This window comes from Photobacterium ganghwense (assembly GCF_003025595.1).
Taxonomy (GTDB): Bacteria; Pseudomonadota; Gammaproteobacteria; order Enterobacterales; family Vibrionaceae; genus Photobacterium; species Photobacterium ganghwense.
Window position 1 is genome coordinate 1195434 of sequence record NZ_PYMI01000001.1, and the last position, 18031, is coordinate 1213464.

Consider the following 18031-nt stretch of genomic DNA (forward strand, 5'->3'; position numbering starts at 1 on the left):
TGTCATCCCGTGAGCGATTATGCGTCTTCCGCATCGCCCAGCAGTACCGACTCCAGCGCGATTTCAATCATCTCGTTGAAAGTCAGCTGACGCTCTTCCGACGTCGTCGCCTCACCACGCAGGATGTGGTCAGACACTGTACAGATAGTTACGGCTTTCGCGCCGTATTCTGCCGCCAGACCGTAAATACCGGCCGCTTCCATTTCCACACCCACAATGCCGTATTTCTTCATGGTTTCGAAGAAGTCAAAGTCCGGGTTGTAGAACAGGTCTGCCGAGAAGATGTTCCCCACCTTCACGTCGATACCTTTGGCTTTAGCTGCCTGAACCGCGTTTTGTACCATGCCGTAATCCGCCAGTGCGGCAAAATCGTGGCCACCAAAGCGAATACGGTTCACTTTTGAGTCCGTTGATGCGCCCATACCGATCACAACATCACGCAGGTTTACGTCATCACGCACTGCACCGCAGCTGCCCACGCGAATGATCTTCTTCACACCGAAGTCTTTAACCAGCTCAGTCGCGTAGATAGAACAAGACGGGATACCCATACCGTGGCCCATCACTGAAATCTTGCGGCCTTTGTACGTACCGGTGAAACCGTACATATTGCGTACGTTACACACTTCTTTGGCATCGTCCAGGAAGGTCTCTGCGATGTATTTCGCACGCAGTGGGTCACCCGGCATCAGTACTACGTCAGCAAAATCGCCCATTTCAGCATTAATGTGAGGAGTCGCCATTATTGATTCCTTAATATTTTCTGTGGGTTGGACAGGATAACTTCCGGTTTTCCAACCCCAATGTATACGAGTCTTTCAACGGCTGTTTCGATCTAGGACAAATATAGACCGAAACCGCCGGAGTGTGAGTCAATTCGTGATCTGCAAGGCTTACAGGAACGACTTACCGTATTCCATGTCAGAGATACCAAAATGTTCCGCCAGTGACTGACCGATGTCAGCGAACGTTTCGCGGCGGCCCAGAGATCCCGGTTTAACTTTAGGACCGGCAACCAGTACAGGGATATGCTCACGCGTGTGGTCTGTACCCGGCCAAGTTGGGTCACAGCCGTGGTCAGCCGTGATGATCAGCACGTCATCTTCCTGTAGCATCGCCAGAATTTCAGGCAGACGCTCATCGAAGTATTCCAGTGCCGCAGCATAACCTGCCACATCACGACGGTGGCCGTAGGCTGAGTCAAAATCAACAAAGTTGGTGAAGACGATGCTGTTGTCACCAGCGGTTTTGATTTCTTCAACAGTGGCTTCAAACAGCGCCGGAATACCGGTCGCTTTCACTTTCTTGGTAATCCCGCAGCCGGCATAGATATCGGAAATCTTACCGATAGAGATCACTTCGCCGCCCTTTTCATCCACCAGCTTCTGCAGCACAGTGGCCGATGGTGGTTCAACAGACAGGTCACGACGGTTACCGGTACGCTCAAACTGGCCTTTACCCGGACCAATGAACGGACGGGCAATAACACGGCCGATGTTGTAGTCTTCCAGCTCTTCACGCACGATCTGACACAGTGCCAGCAGGTTATCCAGGCCATATGTTTCTTCGTGGCAGGCAATCTGGAACACAGAGTCCGCCGAGGTATAAAAAATTGGCTTACCGGTCTTCATGTGTTCTTCGCCAAGATCGTCCAGTACCTGTGTACCCGATGCGTGGCAGTTACCCAGGTAACCTGGCAGGTTCGCACGCTCTACGATGCGGTCCAGCAGTTCCGGCGGGAAGCTGTTGCTGTGGTCGGTAAAGTAGCCCCAGTCAAACAGTACCGGCACACCGGCAATTTCCCAGTGACCAGACGGGGTGTCTTTACCGGACGACAGTTCTTTGGCGTGGCCATAGGCACCGGTAATTTCCGCGTTCGGATCCAGACCTTCCGGGAAATAACCTGAAGACTCCTCACAGGCTTTACCCAGTCCCAGCTTGTTCAGGTTAGGCAGTTTCAGCGCGCCGCTGCGTACGCCGTTGTCGGCTTCGCCACGGGCGCAGGCCTGTGCAATGTGGCCCAGGGTATTGGCACCCACATCCCCAAATTGCACAGCATCTTCAGTGGCACCTACACCAAATGAATCAAGTACCAGGATAATAGAACGTTTCATTTTGAACTCCATTAAACATCTTCCGGGCGAACACGGCGGTAGACAACAGGCGTTGGCTCCGGCTTGTCGTCGCTAATCGTTATGCTGGCGCGAACGGCTTTCGCGGCTTCTTCCCACTGGGCTTCGTTTCGGGCGTGAATCACTGCCAGTGGAGTATCGGCATCAGCCACATCACCAAGGCGAATCATGTCACTCAGACCCACGGCATAGTCGATGGTATCTGCCGCAACCCGGCGACCGCCGCCCATGCCGACCACGGCCATACCCAAACCACGGGTATCCATAGCAAATACGTAACCGCTCTTCTCGGCAAAGACTGGCTTGGCAATCTCTGCCTTTTCCAGGTACGCGTCGTAGTTATCCATGAAGTCAGCCGGACCACCCAGCCCTGCCACCATTTTACCGAAACGCTTGGCGGCTTCGCCGTTGTCCAGCACGGCCTGCAGTTTCTCGGTCGCCTGATCAAGATCAGCCGCTAAGCCACTGTTTACCAACATTTCAGCACACAATGCCATGGTCACTTCAAATAAGCGAGGATTGCGGTATTCACCGTTCAGGAATTGCACGGCTTCGCGGACTTCGAGTGCATTACCGGCAGTCGATGCCAGCACTTGGTTCATGTCGGTCAGCAGCGCGGTGGTTTTCGTACCGGCGCCGTTGGCCACTGCCACAATAGACTTCGCCAGCTCTTCAGAGGCGTCATAGGTTGGCATGAAAGCGCCGGAGCCGACTTTGACATCCATGACCAGCGAACCCAGGCCCGCGGCCAGTTTTTTCGACAGAATCGATGCTGTGATCAGGGAAATATTATCCACGGTCGCCGTCACGTCACGGGTCGCGTACACCCGCTTATCCGCCGGAGCCAGATCACCGGTCTGGCCGATAATCGCGACACCTGCGTCTTTGGTAACCTGACCGAACACATCGTTGTTTGGTGAGATATCGTAGCCAGGGATCGATTCCAGCTTATCCAGCGTACCACCGGTGTGACCCAGGCCACGGCCGGAAATCATCGGGACGTAACCGCCACAGGCTGCCACCATAGGGCCCAGCATCAGGGAAGTAACATCGCCCACCCCGCCGGTCGAGTGCTTGTCGACAATCGGGCCGTCAAAGTTCATGTGGCTCCAGTCAATCACCATGCCGGAATCACGCATTGCACAGGTCAGGGCAACACGCTCAGCCATGGTCATGTCATTGAAGTACACCGCCATTGCAAAGGCTGCAATCTGGCCTTCAGATACGGTGTCTTTGGCAATGCCCTGGACAAAAAAGTTAATTTCGTCAGCGGTCAGCTCGATGTTGTCACGTTTCTTGCGGATAATTTCTTGTGGTAAATACATGGTATTTCCCCAGTCAGAGTCTTATGTAGGGTCAGATCCTTTACCGCATCGCCAACCACACAAGCTATTCAGGCTGGCACACATTCAACTGTCAGGATCGATTTTCAGGCGAAGAGAAGCCGCCTCTTCCTGACACACAGGTTCAGCGAGGAACCAGGCAGTAAAGAGTCACAATTCAGATGGTTTGTTGACCAAAAAGTAAGGTGGCACTGCGCCACCTTACCTGGAAAGATTAGTAGCCGCCTTCAGCCGCTTTTTCGCCTTCACCCAAGGTGTGCAGCAAGTTAGCCAGCAGGCTTGATGCGCCAAAGCGGTAGTGCATGTTGTCTGCCCACTCAGCGCCAAGAATACGGTCAGCCATCGCCAGGAATTGCTGGGCATCTTCTGCGGTCCGAACGCCACCTGCAGGCTTAAAGCCAACAGTTTTCTCAACGCCCATGTCTTTAATCACGGTCAGCATGATTTCTGCCGCTTCCGGCGTCGCGTTTACTGCCACTTTACCGGTGGAGGTTTTGATGAAATCCGCACCAGCGTTGATGGAGATTTCAGAGGCTTTCTTGATCAGCTCAGGCGTTTTCAGTTCACCGGTTTCGATGATCACTTTCAGCAGCACGTCACCACAAGCCGCTTTACACTGTTTCACCAGTTCAAAACCGACTTCTTCGTTACCGGCGATCAGGGCACGGTACGGGAATACCACATCCACTTCATCGGCGCCGTAGGCCACAGCAGCTTTGGTTTCTGCAACGGCGATGTCGATGTCGTCGTTGCCGTGCGGGAAGTTAGTCACTGTCGCTACACGAACATCTGGCGTGCCTTGTTCACGGAGCTGCTTCTTCGCAACTGGGATAAAACGTGGGTAGATACAGACTGCCGCCGTGTTGCCAACAGGGGTCTTGGCGTTCTTACACAATTCGATCACTTTCGCATCAGTGTCGTCATCGTTCAGAGTGGTAAGATCCATTAGTTGTAGTGCACGCAGTGCAGCAGCTTTTAAATCGCTCATGACTATCTCCAGTCCAGTTATGTTCTATCAAGCTTCAGAAACTGTTCCATACGCCTGACGGTTAACGTATGCGCCACCGCCAAACGGCCCGCCTATGCGAACAGTGCTACCCGACTGTTGGTCTGCGACCGCGGGTAATACGGACTTGACTCCTTGAAGACTCAGACCAACGACGCGAGATCGTCAGCCTGATTGCTATCCGTGTCACCGTTACACCGAATCTGGTGCCAGATTCGGCTCACGTTGATGTTGATCAGTCTTATTGATTCATATCTCAATATTTAAGAGACAAACTGAAACAACCGTAATGTGTTTGTGATGGTGCCCTGACATCATACCAAGAGCGCCTGACTGCCACCATGAAAGTTACGTTTCCCAGCGTGGACAATGTGTTTACCCCAAGAATAAACACGCACAACTTTAAGGGTTAAAATTCAGCCCTGGTAGTCAGGAAAAAAACCGCTCCACCAGCCACTGATAGGCAATGCCGCCGATATACACCCCGACGATTCCCATCACGCCGGACAAGACAGGAGGGGCGGGAATGGGCAGCTTAATGGCTGAAAACACAATCCCAACAATAAACCCCGCCAGTAACGCTAAAAGTACTTCACTCATCTTCTTGCTCTCTGTCTAAAACAGCACAAGAAGAAGTGTAGTCTGCCCGGCAACGAATGTAATGCTAGCAAAGGAAATGAGCAGAAACCGGAGCGCAATCGATTTTATGGCACGTCATGGAAACAGCCATTTCGATGTTTACCCTATCTGTTGAACGCCAATACCTTCACACAAGCCCCCACTTGGCCTTGAAACGACAAGCCCTGACAGCACTCGCTGATGATTGCCGGCACCTCAGATTAGGGACGAGTAGAGACAGGTGCATTTCAGAAAATGGCACGCTTTAACGAATCAGGTTCAGAAACAGACGGAGACAATTACAGCCCGAAGGCGGATAACGCTCTGACTGGCGTAATGCCGAAAGCGCTAATGAAGCACAAGCCGTGGGAGGAAACAATGATGGTGAGGTATCACCGGGATGAGAAGGACGGAAAACAAAAACGCCGCAGACAGTGCTGCGGCGTTGTCGGTAATCTGACGGGGAATTACAGTGACATACCCACGAACAGACCAGCGATAGTTGCAGACATCAGGTTAGACAATGTACCTGCAGCAACCGCTTTCATACCGAAGCGTGCGATGTCGTGGCGACGGCTTGGAGCCAGACCACCCAGACCACCCAGCAGGATCGCTACTGAAGACAGGTTAGCGAAGCCACACAGTGCGAAGGAGATAATCGCTTCAGTCTTAGGAGACAGTACCACTTCCGCCCCTTCCGCCAGGTATGGCGCAAAGTTCAGGTAAGCAACGAATTCGTTCACAACCAGTTTCTGGCCGATGAAAGAACCGGCAATAGTGGCTTCTTCCCATGGCACACCAATCAGGAACGCCAGTGGTGAGAACACGTAACCCAGAATCAGTTCCAGCGTCAGCTCAGGCATACCGAACCAACCGCCGATACCACCCAGCATACCGTTGATCAGCGCGATCAGACCGATGAATGCCAGCAGCATCGCACCTACGTTCAGTGCCAGTTGCATACCAGAAGATGCACCCGCTGCCGCAGCATCGATAACGTTAGCAGGCTTATCATCACCCGTTGCCGTTGCATCACTTGCCAGCTGCTCAATTGGCTCTTCAGTTTCAGGCTTGATGATTTTCGCGAACAGCAGACCACCCGGTGCAGCCATGAAAGATGCCGCGATCAGGTATTCCAGAGGAACACCCATTGATGCGTAACCCGCCAGTACACCACCCGCTACAGATGCCAAACCACCACACATAACAGCAAACAGCTCAGACTGAGTCATTTTTGGTACGAACGGACGGATAACCAGAGGCGCTTCCGTTTGACCAACAAAGATGTTAGCTGTTGCAGACATGGATTCCGCACGAGATGTGCCCAGTGCTTTTTGCAGTGCACCACCCAGAATGTTAATTACAACCTGCATGATACCCATGTAGTAAAGCACGCTGATCAGTGCAGAGAAGAACACGATAACAGGCAGAACACGCAGGGCGAAGACAAAGCCACCGCCACCAAATACTTCAAACATTTTGTCTGAAGTCAGGCCACCGAATAGGAAGTTGATACCGTCATTACCGTAGGAAATAACGTTAGCAACCGCGGTTGACATGCCATACAGCACATCACGGCCAACAGGTACATACAGAACAAATGCACCCAGAATAAATTGGATGGCAAATGCACCACCAACAGTACGTAGATTGATAGCTTTGCGGTTATCAGATAACAGCACTGCCAGACCCAGCAGTACCACCATCCCAACCAGGCTCATAAACACGCTCATAGTTTATGGCATCCCTTTAAGTTAAGTTTGGCGTCTCGACAATTCGGCTCAGTTAAGAGTCCGGCGCATTATACTCATGCGGCGCCGGATAAAATAATGCCCGCTTCACAGTTTGCAAGGAAAGAGATAGCAAGCTCAGCAGCAAACGTGAGTGCCATCACAAAACATTAGAGCTTTTACGCAACCGTTAGCGCAATCGTTTTTAAATCTGTGACGCCCGTTCAATGGGGAATATGAAAAAGTTCAGCTGTGGTTAAGGTGATGACTTTTTCGATCTCCTCCCGGGGCTCCGATCGCAGCGTAACCAGCGCATCCATCACCGCAACCAACCGGTCGGGACGATTCGGCTGGCCCTGAAAGCCGGCCACCGGCATATCGGGGGCATCGGTTTCCAGCAACAGTGCCGACAAAGGCAGCTGCGCTATGGCGGCACGCGTTTTCTTTGCTCGCTCATAAGTGATGGTTCCCCCGACTCCGATTTTCAGGCCCAGATCAATCATCTGTCTGGCCTGCTCCAGACTGCCGCTGAAAGCGTGATATACCCCACCGGCGACCGGCGGGATCTGCTTGAGCAGCCGCAACAATTCCGGGTAGGCTTTACGGCAATGCAAAATTACCGGTAAGCCGTAATGGTTCGCCAGCCTGAGCTGGGATGACAGTAACGTAAGCTGTTGATCACGATCGACCTCTGCAATGGCAAAGTCTAGTCCACATTCACCCACCGCTACGCAGTGTGACCGATTTTTTGCTCTCAAAAGTGATTCAGCTTCCAACTCTGCCGCCAGTTGCCGCTCGGCGGCAACGGTATGATCTGCACTGAAAAACGGGTGCAGACCGAGGGCAAAGTACACCCCGTCTTGCTCCGTGGCGAGCTGACGTACCGCCTGCCAGTTGCGCACCCCCACCGACGGTATCACCAGTTTGTTCACCCCGGCCTGACGCGCCAGCGCCAGATAATGAGCCGGGTCTTCACTAAATGGCGCAAAATCAAAATGGCAATGGCTGTCTATCATCCTGGTATGCTCCCGCCTGCGGCTGCGAATCTCGGCATCGCAGGCCAAAGTACCGGCCAGAGCGCCTCTGGCCAGCGGCTGTTATCCGTTGGCATCTGATTTTGCGCTGTTGATATGTGTCACAGGCTGGTCACAGACCTTGGAACCGATACCTGCATTAACATTAGCATTGGCATCAGCACCAATATCGGTATCGCCAGCATGGGATGGCATGGTGCCTCCCCGACACGCCGTGCGGCGTTGGTCAGGATGACGCGGATCATCTTCATCGTAACGCACTGGCGCACAGCAGCGGCGGTTCTCCGGAACCAGCCCCATTCTCTCGCACCAGCGATCGTACGCGGCCACCCAACGTTTTATTACCCTAATCATACTTCTCATCCTGCTGTACTGACTTGGCTATCATGACGATCATACTACGTCCCGAGGCCAGAATGGTACGGTGCGGATAACGGGGAGCCTGATTGATCGGGTAAATGTCATCCGGGCTCTGTTTCGCCGTGTTAATCACCACATGCCATTCGCTGCTGTCGCGATCCGGCAGAGTAAAAGCCAGCGGATCCCAATAAGCATTGCAGACCACATACAGCTCATCCTGGGTGATGGGGTGATACACCGTCAGCGCCAGAGAATGCGAATGTTCCGACCAGTCCGGTTTATTCGGCTCCACCCCGTGCCAGCGGATGTTGACGTTTTCCACCACAGAGCTGAGAGAGCGGTGCATGTTCCAGTCGAGGGTCGGCTCTGCCCGCCGAATTTGCCCCAGCAGCGTCACAAAGCGCAGTAAATCCTGATTTTTGTCGACCAGGCTCCAGTCAAACCAGCTGATTTCATTATCCTGGCAGTAAGCATTGTTATTGCCCTGCTGGGTGCGGCGCACTTCATCCCCCATATTGAGCATCGGCATCCCGAGCGACAGGTAGAGCGTGGCCAGCATGTTCTTGCACTGGCGATGGCGCATCGCCTCCACTTCCGGCAGTTCGGTCGGACCTTCGACTCCGTAATTGCTCGACAGGTTATGGTTGTCGCCATCCTGGTTATTCTCGCCGTTGGCCCAGTTGTGCTTTTCGCTGTAGCTAACCAGATCATTGAGGGTAAAACCGTCGTGGGCACAGATAAAATTTACCGAGCGGTGCGGAGAATGCTGCCGTCCGCAGTAAATATCCGGGGAGCCCAGCACTCTTGAGGCAAAACGGCTGACATAACCGTTGTCTCCCCGCCAGAAGGCACGCACGTCATCGCGGAATTTTCCGTTCCATTCATTCCAGCGATCGCCGATGAACGAGCCCACCTGATACAACCCGGCCGCATCCCAGGCTTCGGCGATGATTTTGGTGCCGCACAAAATCGGGTCAGAATCGATAGACCAGAGCAGCGGCGGCTCTTTCATTGGCTGGCCGCGACTGTCACGCGCCAGCACTGACGCCAGATCAAACCGGAAGCCGTCCACCCGCATTTCCGTCACCCAGAAATGCAGGGCATCAATGATCATTCGCCGAAACACGCTGTGATTGGCATTGCAGGTGTTGCCACAGCCACTGTAGTTGCGGTACTGGCCGTTCTTTTTATCAACCAGGTAATAGGCACCATTCTGCAGCCCTTTGAAGCAGAACGTCGGCCCGTGTTCATCGCCTTCCGCGGTGTGGTTAAACACCACATCAAGAATCACTTCAATATCGGCTTTGTGCAGCTCCCTTACCATAGTTTTGAATTCATTGATGGCACTGAGCGGATCATTGTCCACGCTGTAGCCAGCATGCACCGAGAAGAAATTGATGGGGCTGTACCCCCAGTAATTCGGGTGGCCGTCCGGAGCATCGCTGACATCAAACTGCTGCACCGGCAGTAACTCTACCGCGGTGACGCCCAGCGCTTTGAGATAAGGGATCTTTTCAATCACGCCGGCAAAGGTGCCGCGTTTGTCTGCCGCAACGCCGGAGTTCGGGTGTTTGGTGAATCCACCAACGTGCATTTCGTAGATAATGGTCTCGGTCAGCGAATGGCTGGGCACGGGCACGCCCTGCCAGTCAAAACCGAGCTGATCGACCACCATGCTCTTCATGCAGGCGTCCATATTGCCGCCCGGACCAATTGCCCGCTCGCGGCGGTAGTTGTTACCAAAGCAAATGGCCTGACTGTAGGGATCAATCAATATCTTGTCTTTATCAAAACGCAGCCCTTTTTCCGGCAACCAGGGGCCATCTACCTGGAACCCGTAAATCTGGCCGTGACCAATGTTACAGACAAAAATAAACCAGTAATGGCCACGTTTATGCCGCAAGGGATTGAGTTCAAACGTATGGCTCGGGCACGTCGCATCGGCATCCTCAAACAGATGCAGCAAAACCCGGGTAGCGTCTTTGGAATAAAGGCTGAAATTAACCCCGCTTTCCTGCACGCTGGCCCCCAGCGGGTGCGCTTCCCCTTGCCTGGTATACACCTCACTCGCCGGTGCGAGTGCCCTTAACTGCGTGTCTGCTGCAATGGCCATGTGCCGTCTCCGTGGTTGTACCGTTCGAATGGTGTCAGCCATCCATCAAATCATATGCACACAAAAGAATACTAGACACAAATTGATGAAAAAGGGGGACTTTTCACAAAACGGTGGCGTACCCGTGATTGTGGTACGGAACGGGGATACTGACGCCGCTAACAATGCAGACAATGCAAATAAAATTGAGAAGAAAAGGGGTAAAATAAGCGGGCATAAAAAAGGCCGCCACAGATGTGACGGCCTGAAAGTCAGCGTCATCGCCCAAGGGCGCATGACGGCCCCGATCAGTGCTCGCGGGTCGCGCGGAAGTCGACGTCCGGGAAGCGCTCTTTGGCCAGATTCAGGTTTACCATCGTCGGCGCGATGTAGGTCAGGTTATCGCCGCCGTCCAGTGCCAGGTTAGACTGGTTCTTACGCTTGAATTCTTCAAACGTCTTGCTGTCACCACACTCTACCCAGCGTGCTGTTGCAACGTTAACGCCTTCGTAGATAGCTTCAACGTTGTATTCCGCTTTCAGGCGAGCAACGACCACGTCAAACTGCAGCACACCCACCGCACCCACGATCAGATCGTTGTTTTGCAGCGGACGGAACACCTGTACCGCGCCTTCTTCAGACAGCTGAACCAGACCTTTCAGCAGTTGCTTCTGCTTCAGAGGATCTTTCAGACGAATACGGCGGAACAGTTCTGGTGCAAAGTTCGGGATACCGGAGAACTTCAGCGACTCACCTTGGGTGAAGGTATCACCGATCTGAATCGTACCGTGGTTGTGCAGACCAATGATGTCACCGGCAAAGGCGTTTTCCGCCCGGGCACGGTCACCGGCCATGAAGGTTACTGCATCTGAAATGCTCACCTGCTTGCCAATACGCACGTGGTTCATCTTCATGCCCTGAGTGTAAGTCCCAGATACCACACGCATGAAAGCAATACGGTCACGGTGTTTCGGATCCATGTTTGCCTGGATCTTAAACACAAAGCCGGAGAATTTTTCTTCGGTGGCAGACACTTCACGCTCGTTCGCCTGACGTGGCAGCGGCGCAGGTGCCCACTTCGTCAGTCCGTCCAGCATGTGGTCAACACCAAAGTTACCCAGAGCCGTACCGAAGAACACTGGCGTCAGTTCGCCTTTCAGGAACATTTCCTGATCGAACTCGTGGGACGCACCCAGTACCAGTTCCAGCTCCTCACGCAGCTGTTCAGCCAGTTCAGTACCAACAGCGTCATCCAGTTCAGGATTGTCCAGACCTTTGACGATGCGTACTTCCTGAATGGTGTGGCCCTGACCGGTCGCGTACAGGATCGTCTCATCACGGTGGATGTGGTACACCCCTTTGAACTCTTTACCACAGCCAATCGGCCATGATACCGGCGCACACGCAATGTTCAGCTCGCTTTCCACTTCATCCAGCAGCTCCATCGGGTCGCGGATGTCACGGTCCAGTTTGTTCATGAAAGTGATGATCGGCGTATCACGCAGACGGGTTACTTCCATCAGCTTGCGGGTACGATCCTCAACACCTTTCGCTGCGTCGATTACCATCAGACAGGAGTCAACAGCAGTCAGGGTACGGTAGGTATCTTCCGAGAAGTCTTCGTGTCCCGGGGTATCCAGCAGGTTCACCAGACAGTCGTTGTACGGGAACTGCATGACCGAGGTGGTTACCGAGATCCCACGCTCTTTTTCCATTTCCATCCAGTCGGATTTAGCGTGCTGGTTTGAGCCTCGGCCCTTAACCGTACCGGCTTTCTGAATCGCGTTTCCGAACAACAGTACTTTTTCAGTGATGGTGGTTTTACCCGCATCCGGGTGAGAAATGATCGCAAACGTACGGCGTTTGCCCACTTCAGTAAGAAAAGACATAGCGTTGATAATCCTGTGAGAGATTTCAAAATCGAATGGCAGCATGCCGTCACCGGGCGCTTGCTACCGAGCTCCATATAGCGTGCCTGATCAAGCCTGTGACCAGACGCCGTCCTCTGCCTGCGCAGATATGAGGATGGGTTGTACAACAATCAGTTACATTGTTTTTCCTCTGCGGTGCCGCGTGACGGATAATGTATGGGAGCGATAAGAATGGCGGAATTATACGCAAACTCCGCCCAAAGCAACAGCGTTAACGCGCAACTATTGATTAACCGGCTGACAGCATAAGTGGGTACGTCATGATCAACGCATCCTCTCGCCCGTTCTCGGCCGGGTAATAGCCTTCACGGCGGTTAATCTCGTTAAACCCGAGGGCTTCGTAGAGCTGAAATGCACGGGTATTGCTGGCGCGCACTTCCAGCCAGATTTCCTCCGCATCGCGGGAGGCCATCTCGTCGATAAACCCCTCCAGCAGCTGTTTACCGTAGCCCTTGCCCTGACACGCCGGATCCACGGCAATGTTCAGCAGGGTCGCTTCTCCGGCCACCAGCTGACCGAAACAATAACCGGCCACTTTGCCGTTCAGCTCCAGTGCCAGGTTCACCGCAATTCTATTGGGTTCTTTGCGGATCAGGGATTCCGCCCAGGGAAAGGCGTGAGCCGCCTGTTCGATACGCCATACGTCATCAAGATGATGTGGCGCCAGAGGTACAATCTTAAGTGTCATATGAACAAATTTGTTGCCAGAGGGCCTTTTTCGCGGCCGGGTTGGTATGCATCTGTTTCAGTGATATCGAGGTGAGTAACTGACACCCGGCCGGATGGGCTGTTTCACAGCCTGCCACCCAGCACCAGGTGAGGTGGTGTTCGCGCACCAGTTCAACCGCCGCCGACGGCAAGGCCATTGCCTGCTCCGGGGACAGTTTCATGCTGCTGAGGATACGGCCGAACAACCAGCGATCGTGTTCATCCAGCTCGTCATCGCACACAAACAACAGCTGGCAGGAAGCCGGAAGATCAATCGCCGAACGCTCCCAGCCCGGAAAAAAGTCCGGTTTTCTGACCTGCCAGTAGGTCAGCCCCATTTCTTTCATCAGCTGTAAATCACGTTGTTTCATCCACTCACCTCGATGATGCTCACTTCCGGCGGGGATACTACCAGATCCTGCAGCCCAGACGGCAGGAAAATGGCAAAAAAAATACCACCCGCAGGTGGTATCTTCCGCTTCCCAGCCATGCCCGGCCTACTGGCCATGGCTGCCGGTATACGGCCGCGACAGCAGCGCATCCGTTACAGGGCCGAAAATTCTTCGCAGTAGGCAATGGTGCCCTGCCGCCCGGCTAAGGTGCCCGGGATCAGTTCCAACACCATAAAGGCTTCTTCCGGAACCGGCCACTGGCATTGCAGGCCATGGTTGACGGCCGGTTCAAAACCGGCCTTCGGGTAATACTCGCTGTGACCAAGCACCACGACCACCGGGTAACCCAGCTCGGCCAGTGTCTGCTTGGCTTCTTCCATCATCGCCTGTCCGATACCCTGGCCCTGGTAAGCCGGACTGACCGCCATCGGTGCCAGCCCCTGCCAGTTGTCATCCTGCCCGTCGAGGGTCACCGGACTGAAAAAGGCATAACCGATCACTTCACCGTCATCATTGCAAGCCACCAGTGCCAGTGTTCGGTTACCGTTTTCCCGTAACCGCTGCACCAGATTGGCTTCTGCTTCAGTGTCAAACACTGACTTGAGTAACGCTTCAATCGGCAGGATATCTGCCGGCGACTCGGATCTAATGAGCATTCATAACCTCTTTATGCGCAATCGGCTCCGCCATCCCTTTGTGGATGAAATCGGCTGACTGCTGCAAAACAAATTGCACCGGTGCAGGGAGTGAATCCAGGTCGATACTGTCCATCAGGTTTTTCACTTCCAGCCCCAGCTCGGTGTCCCCTTCAATACGAAGACGGCGCTGGAAGAACAGTGTATCAGGATCTTCTTTGCGCGCAGCAATTAAAACCAGATCATTGCATTCGCCACTAAAGCTGACGTCTTCCTGCTCGACCTTATCGGCCACCACCAGCTGCTCATCACGGTAGCTGATATACCAGCATAACCCCAGATCGCGGACTTCCACTTTCAGCCAGCGATCTTCGAGAAAGTCAAAATCACCGTCTTCCAGGGCTTCCCGGAACACCATACCCAGCCCTTCCAGCATCACCTTTTTCTGCAGGGCAAACGGTGTCAGTTTCGCGGGAATACGCAATAACGCCGGTCCGCGTCGGACCAGCTGTTTTCTCAGCTCGGTAATCACTGTTTATTTTTCCTGTCTGGGTCTTGTTATAGAAGGATTGTATGGCAAGTCCCGAGACCGATTTCATGCCTTGAGTCAAAAAAAGCGCCTTTGACCGCGTAAAGTTTGGTATTGAGCCCTACTGGCCTATATAGTAACGAGAAAACTACCTGTCGCCCCGCCGAACTGGATGGCAGCCATACACGGATAACATGTTAACTATCATGCCGACAGAGCAACTTAAGTACTGGTTTCCCCTGTTGACCGATAACAGCCCGTTTCTGGTGGCTGTGCTGGACCCCCATCATCACTATCTGATCGTCAATAACCGCTACAGCGAAATCAGTGGCATGACGCCGGATGCATTGATTGGCCGCAATGATATCGACACGCTGGGGCCGGCTTTCTATCAGGCCATCCGCCCCTATTACGAGCGGGCTTTTCAGGGCGAGAGCCTGGAAAGTGAGGTCGTTCTGAACGACAACCAGCATGACACCAGCATGCAGTTCAGCCTGCGGCCGCTGTCTCATCAGCCGGATGGCCGTGTTGCGGCGGTGGTCATGCACTGTCTGGACACCTCTGAGCGCCAGATCCTGGCTCAGTCCATTCAGGAGCTGGAACAGCATGTACAGGCACTGAATGCCCTGATCGATGACGGCAGCCTGATCGTGGTCAATAACATGGTGGTCTCCGCCAACCCGCAGGCAGCCATGCTGCTCGGTTTTGAGTTTCCGCAGGATATTCAGAACACCGAACTCGGCAAATTGCTGGTGGACGGCAACAACCAGCCGCTGCAATTCCCACAGCTGGCATCACTGGGCAAAGGCGAAACCCTGAACTGCCAGACCAGCCGCCGCTGTCCGGTACAACGGGCCGTGCGACTGGCCGCCAGACCGATCAGCCAACTTGGTTCTCCGGCCCAGCTGGTATTGCTGCAGGACAACAGCCGACCGGCTTCCCGCCAGGACAAGTTGGATCACCTTTTGTTCACCAACCCGCTGACCGGGCTGTTCAGCCGCCACGGCTTCAGTCGCCGTCTCGATCAGCTGTTGCATCAGGAAACCCCGCTCTGCCTGCTGTATCTGGATGTCGATAACTTCAAGAACATCAATGATTCACTCGGTCACCATATCGGGGATCAGGTGCTGCAGGAAATTGCCGGACGGCTGCGCCGCCAACTGCCGGAGGAAGCCATTATCGGCCACCTCAGCGGCGATGAATTTGCCATCCTGCTGCCCAATCCGGAGCACAGCCGAACCGGTGATCAGCATGATCAACCAACCGTTCAACCTGCACCACTTTCGCAAGCACCTCGCCTGCTCAATCGGACTGATCAGTGCCCCCGATGACGGAACGGATGCCCGCCTGCTGCTGCAAAATGCCGAAACCGCGATGTATGAAGCGAAAAACCGCGGGCGGAACCGGATGGTGAAGTTCAGCCATGAGATGAACAAAGAAGCGCGCATGCTGTTGTGGCTGGAGATTGAACTGCAAAAGGCACTGCAAAACAATGGCCTGGAAGTATGGTATCAACCCAAGGTCAATGCCCGCGATTTTGCGATCTGCGGCGCGGAAGCTCTGGTACGCTGGAAACATCCGGTCGAAGGTTACATCAGCCCCGGCCAGTTTATTCCGGTCGCTGAGCGCTCCGGGCTGATTGAACAACTGGGACAAACCGTGATTCGGGAAGTGTTTACCACGGTAAAACGCTGGAAAGATCAGGGGTTGCTCGCAGGAAAGGTGGCCATCAATCTGTCGCCACAGCAGTTCGGTAACCCGAACCTGATCCAAATTGTGGATCAGCTGCGCCGGGATACTCGGGTCAATCCGGCTGACATCACTTTCGAGTTGACGGAAAGCGCGGTTATGAGTGATGGCGAGCACGCCATTCAGATGCTTAATGCAATTAAGCAGCTGGGCTTTGCCCTGTCGATTGATGACTTCGGCACCGGTTATTCCTCGCTCTCGTATCTCGCCCGTTTCCCGCTTGATGAGCTGAAAATCGACCGGGCCTTTATTCAGGATATCGACACCATTCCCAAGCAGCTGACCCTGATCGAAAACATCATCAATCTGGGCAAAGCACTGAACATGAGTGTCGTCGCAGAGGGGATTGAAACCCGCCAGCAGGCAACTCTGCTGTCGAACCTCAACTGTGACTCAATTCAGGGCTTCCATTTCTACAAGCCCCTGCCCAAAAACGAGCTGGAGGCGATCCTGCACAAACATGCCCGGGTAAGCTGACCTTTTTTATCAGGTACCTTCACCCACAGCGCTTGCATGCGTTATCCAGCACGGCCACCGGGGGGGATGGCGCATGTGAGTTGTCCGTCCCCCGATTCTGAAACGGGAAACACCGAAGCCTCAGTTGCCAGTTGCCAGTTGCCAGTTGCCAGTTGCCAGCGCATAAAATTATCCCCCCGGCGGCCTAAACTCAACAAAACCTGCCTGATATCAATACACCCCGTCCCTTCGCCCCCTACTATTTGCCCACTATTTTTCATCCAACACTGGTCGATAAAAAGATTATGGAGCTACTTTGCCCCGCCGGTAACCTGCCGGCGCTGAAAACAGCCATAGATAACGGTGCCGACGCGGTGTATATCGGTTTTAAAGACGATACCAATGCCCGCCATTTTGCCGGCCTGAACTTTACCGGACGCAAACTGGACAAAGCCGTCGAGTACGTACGTGATCACCAGCGAAAACTGCATGTTGCCCTCAATACTTTCGCCCATCCAGACGGTTTCGAGCGCTGGCGGCGCGCAGTCGATACGGCTGCCAGTTTGGGCGTCGATGCGCTGATCGTGGCCGATATCGCGGTACTGGAATATGCCGCCCGCACCTACCCGGATCTGGAGCTGCACCTTTCGGTACAGGCTTCCGCCACCAACAGTGCAGCCATTGAGTTTTACCAGCAGAATTTTAACGTTAAACGCGTGGTACTGCCGCGCGTGCTGTCCATCCATCAGGTCAAACAACTGGCCCGTACCACCTCGGTGGAACTGGAAGTGTTCGCGTTCGGCAGCCTGTGCATCATGTCTGAGGGGCGCTGCTACCTGTCTTCCTACATGACCGGTGAATCCCCCAACACGGTTGGTGCCTGCTCTCCGGCAAAATACGTCCGCTGGCAGGAAACCGAGCAGGGGCTCGATTCCCGTTTGAATGAAGTGCTGATTGATCGTTACCGTGCCGGTGAAAATGCCGGTTACCCGACCCTGTGCAAAGGCCGCTTTGATGTCAGCCTAGAGGGTGAGTCTCGCCGTTACCATGCGCTGGAAGAGCCCACCAGCCTGAATACACTGGCGATCCTGCCCGAGCTGTTCAAAGCCAATATTGCGTCGGTCAAAATCGAGGGCCGCCAGCGCAGCCCGGCTTATGTGGAGCAGGTCACCCGAACCTGGCGCGCAGCCATTGACCGCTACCAGGCGTCACCAGACACCTATCAGGTTGACCCGGCCTGGGATGCCTGCCTTGGCAATGTGTCCGAGGGCCGACAAACCACCCTCGGTGCCTACCACCGGAAATGGCAATAACAG

15 protein-coding genes and 1 pseudogene are annotated in these 18031 nt (G+C 54.1%); 2 read left to right on the forward strand and 14 right to left on the reverse strand.

The annotated features are described in order from the left end of the window. Nucleotides 1-17: 17 nt before the first annotated feature. The 14 genes from deoD to ubiT form a co-directional block, all read right to left on the reverse strand. Nucleotides 18-743, reverse strand: coding sequence for a purine-nucleoside phosphorylase (gene deoD, locus C9I92_RS05240; protein WP_047886521.1), 726 nt, complete (start codon nucleotides 741-743; stop codon nucleotides 18-20). 150 nt (nucleotides 744-893) lie between these two features. Then, on the reverse strand, nucleotides 894-2114 hold the full coding sequence (locus C9I92_RS05245) for a phosphopentomutase (protein ID WP_047886623.1): 1221 nt from the start codon (nucleotides 2112-2114) through the stop codon (nucleotides 894-896). Nucleotides 2115-2125: 11 nt separating this feature from the next. Continuing rightward, entirely contained in the window at nucleotides 2126-3457 is a 1332-nt protein-coding gene (gene deoA / locus C9I92_RS05250; RefSeq protein ID WP_047886520.1) for a thymidine phosphorylase, read from the reverse strand. A gap of 232 nt (nucleotides 3458-3689) precedes the next feature. Further along, a complete protein-coding gene (gene deoC / locus C9I92_RS05255; RefSeq protein ID WP_047886519.1) occupies nucleotides 3690-4463 on the reverse strand; it encodes a deoxyribose-phosphate aldolase in 774 nt (257 codons plus the stop codon). 447 nt (nucleotides 4464-4910) lie between these two features. After that, complete coding sequence (locus C9I92_RS05260) at nucleotides 4911-5081, reverse strand: XapX domain-containing protein (protein ID WP_047886518.1); 171 nt, start codon at nucleotides 5079-5081, stop codon at nucleotides 4911-4913. Nucleotides 5082-5566: 485 nt separating this feature from the next. After that, complete coding sequence (locus C9I92_RS05265) at nucleotides 5567-6832, reverse strand: NupC/NupG family nucleoside CNT transporter (RefSeq protein WP_047886517.1); 1266 nt, start codon at nucleotides 6830-6832, stop codon at nucleotides 5567-5569. 221 nt (nucleotides 6833-7053) lie between these two features. Continuing rightward, nucleotides 7054-7845, reverse strand: coding sequence for a TatD family hydrolase (locus tag C9I92_RS05270; RefSeq protein ID WP_047886516.1), 792 nt, complete (start codon nucleotides 7843-7845; stop codon nucleotides 7054-7056). Nucleotides 7846-7926: 81 nt separating this feature from the next. Further along, complete coding sequence (locus C9I92_RS05275) at nucleotides 7927-8217, reverse strand: DUF5363 family protein (protein WP_084712648.1); 291 nt, start codon at nucleotides 8215-8217, stop codon at nucleotides 7927-7929. Then, nucleotides 8210-10336 (reverse strand): glycogen debranching protein GlgX, encoded by a 2127-nt coding sequence (glgX, locus tag C9I92_RS05280; RefSeq protein WP_047886514.1) that lies wholly within the window; start codon nucleotides 10334-10336, stop codon nucleotides 8210-8212. The genes C9I92_RS05275 and glgX overlap by 8 nt, the downstream gene beginning before the upstream one ends. A 287-nt stretch (nucleotides 10337-10623) precedes the next feature. After that, the gene (gene prfC / locus C9I92_RS05285) at nucleotides 10624-12204 is read right to left on the reverse strand and encodes a peptide chain release factor 3 (RefSeq protein ID WP_207103331.1); all 1581 of its coding nucleotides are present in this window, start codon (nucleotides 12202-12204) and stop codon (nucleotides 10624-10626) included. Between the two features lie 271 nt (nucleotides 12205-12475). After that, nucleotides 12476-12934, reverse strand: coding sequence for a ribosomal protein S18-alanine N-acetyltransferase (gene rimI, locus C9I92_RS05290; protein ID WP_047886513.1), 459 nt, complete (start codon nucleotides 12932-12934; stop codon nucleotides 12476-12478). Continuing rightward, nucleotides 12924-13325 carry a DNA polymerase III subunit psi gene (locus tag C9I92_RS05295; RefSeq protein WP_047886512.1) on the reverse strand — a complete coding sequence of 134 codons (402 nt, stop codon included), beginning with the start codon at nucleotides 13323-13325 and terminating at the stop codon, nucleotides 12924-12926. The genes rimI and C9I92_RS05295 overlap by 11 nt, the downstream gene beginning before the upstream one ends. A gap of 173 nt (nucleotides 13326-13498) precedes the next feature. Next, a complete protein-coding gene (locus C9I92_RS05300) occupies nucleotides 13499-14002 on the reverse strand; it encodes a GNAT family N-acetyltransferase (RefSeq protein ID WP_047886511.1) in 504 nt (167 codons plus the stop codon). Next, nucleotides 13992-14513 (reverse strand): ubiquinone anaerobic biosynthesis accessory factor UbiT, encoded by a 522-nt coding sequence (gene ubiT, locus C9I92_RS05305; RefSeq protein ID WP_047886510.1) that lies wholly within the window; start codon nucleotides 14511-14513, stop codon nucleotides 13992-13994. Before ubiT ends, C9I92_RS05300 begins: the two co-directional genes overlap by 11 nt. Nucleotides 14514-14716: 203 nt before the next feature. Between ubiT and C9I92_RS05310 the strand changes: the two are divergent. Then, a pseudogene (locus C9I92_RS05310) lies at nucleotides 14717-16736 on the forward strand (sensor domain-containing protein). 284 nt (nucleotides 16737-17020) lie between these two features. Further along, entirely contained in the window at nucleotides 17021-18028 is a 1008-nt protein-coding gene (ubiU, locus tag C9I92_RS05315; protein ID WP_047886509.1) for a ubiquinone anaerobic biosynthesis protein UbiU, read from the forward strand. Nucleotides 18029-18031 lie beyond the last annotated feature (3 nt).

Bases quoted from the DNA above. Each gene is read 5' to 3' on its own strand.
- deoD (WP_047886521.1), bottom strand. From the start codon at position 743: ATGGCGACTCCTCACATTAATGCTGAAATGGGCGATTTTGCTGACGTA.
- C9I92_RS05245 (WP_047886623.1), bottom strand. From the start codon at position 2,114: ATGAAACGTTCTATTATCCTGGTACTTGATTCATTTGGTGTAGGTGCC.
- deoA (WP_047886520.1), bottom strand. From the start codon at position 3,457: ATGTATTTACCACAAGAAATTATCCGCAAGAAACGTGACAACATCGAG.
- deoC (WP_047886519.1), bottom strand. From the start codon at position 4,463: ATGAGCGATTTAAAAGCTGCTGCACTGCGTGCACTACAACTAATGGAT.
- C9I92_RS05260 (WP_047886518.1), bottom strand. From the start codon at position 5,081: ATGAGTGAAGTACTTTTAGCGTTACTGGCGGGGTTTATTGTTGGGATT.
- C9I92_RS05265 (WP_047886517.1), bottom strand. From the start codon at position 6,832: ATGAGCGTGTTTATGAGCCTGGTTGGGATGGTGGTACTGCTGGGTCTG.
- C9I92_RS05270 (WP_047886516.1), bottom strand. From the start codon at position 7,845: ATGATAGACAGCCATTGCCATTTTGATTTTGCGCCATTTAGTGAAGAC.
- C9I92_RS05275 (WP_084712648.1), bottom strand. From the start codon at position 8,217: ATGATTAGGGTAATAAAACGTTGGGTGGCCGCGTACGATCGCTGGTGC.
- glgX (WP_047886514.1), bottom strand. From the start codon at position 10,336: ATGGCCATTGCAGCAGACACGCAGTTAAGGGCACTCGCACCGGCGAGT.
- prfC (WP_207103331.1), bottom strand. From the start codon at position 12,204: ATGTCTTTTCTTACTGAAGTGGGCAAACGCCGTACGTTTGCGATCATT.
- rimI (WP_047886513.1), bottom strand. From the start codon at position 12,934: ATGACACTTAAGATTGTACCTCTGGCGCCACATCATCTTGATGACGTA.
- C9I92_RS05295 (WP_047886512.1), bottom strand. From the start codon at position 13,325: ATGAAACAACGTGATTTACAGCTGATGAAAGAAATGGGGCTGACCTAC.
- C9I92_RS05300 (WP_047886511.1), bottom strand. From the start codon at position 14,002: ATGCTCATTAGATCCGAGTCGCCGGCAGATATCCTGCCGATTGAAGCG.
- ubiU (WP_047886509.1), top strand. From the start codon at position 17,021: ATGGAGCTACTTTGCCCCGCCGGTAACCTGCCGGCGCTGAAAACAGCC.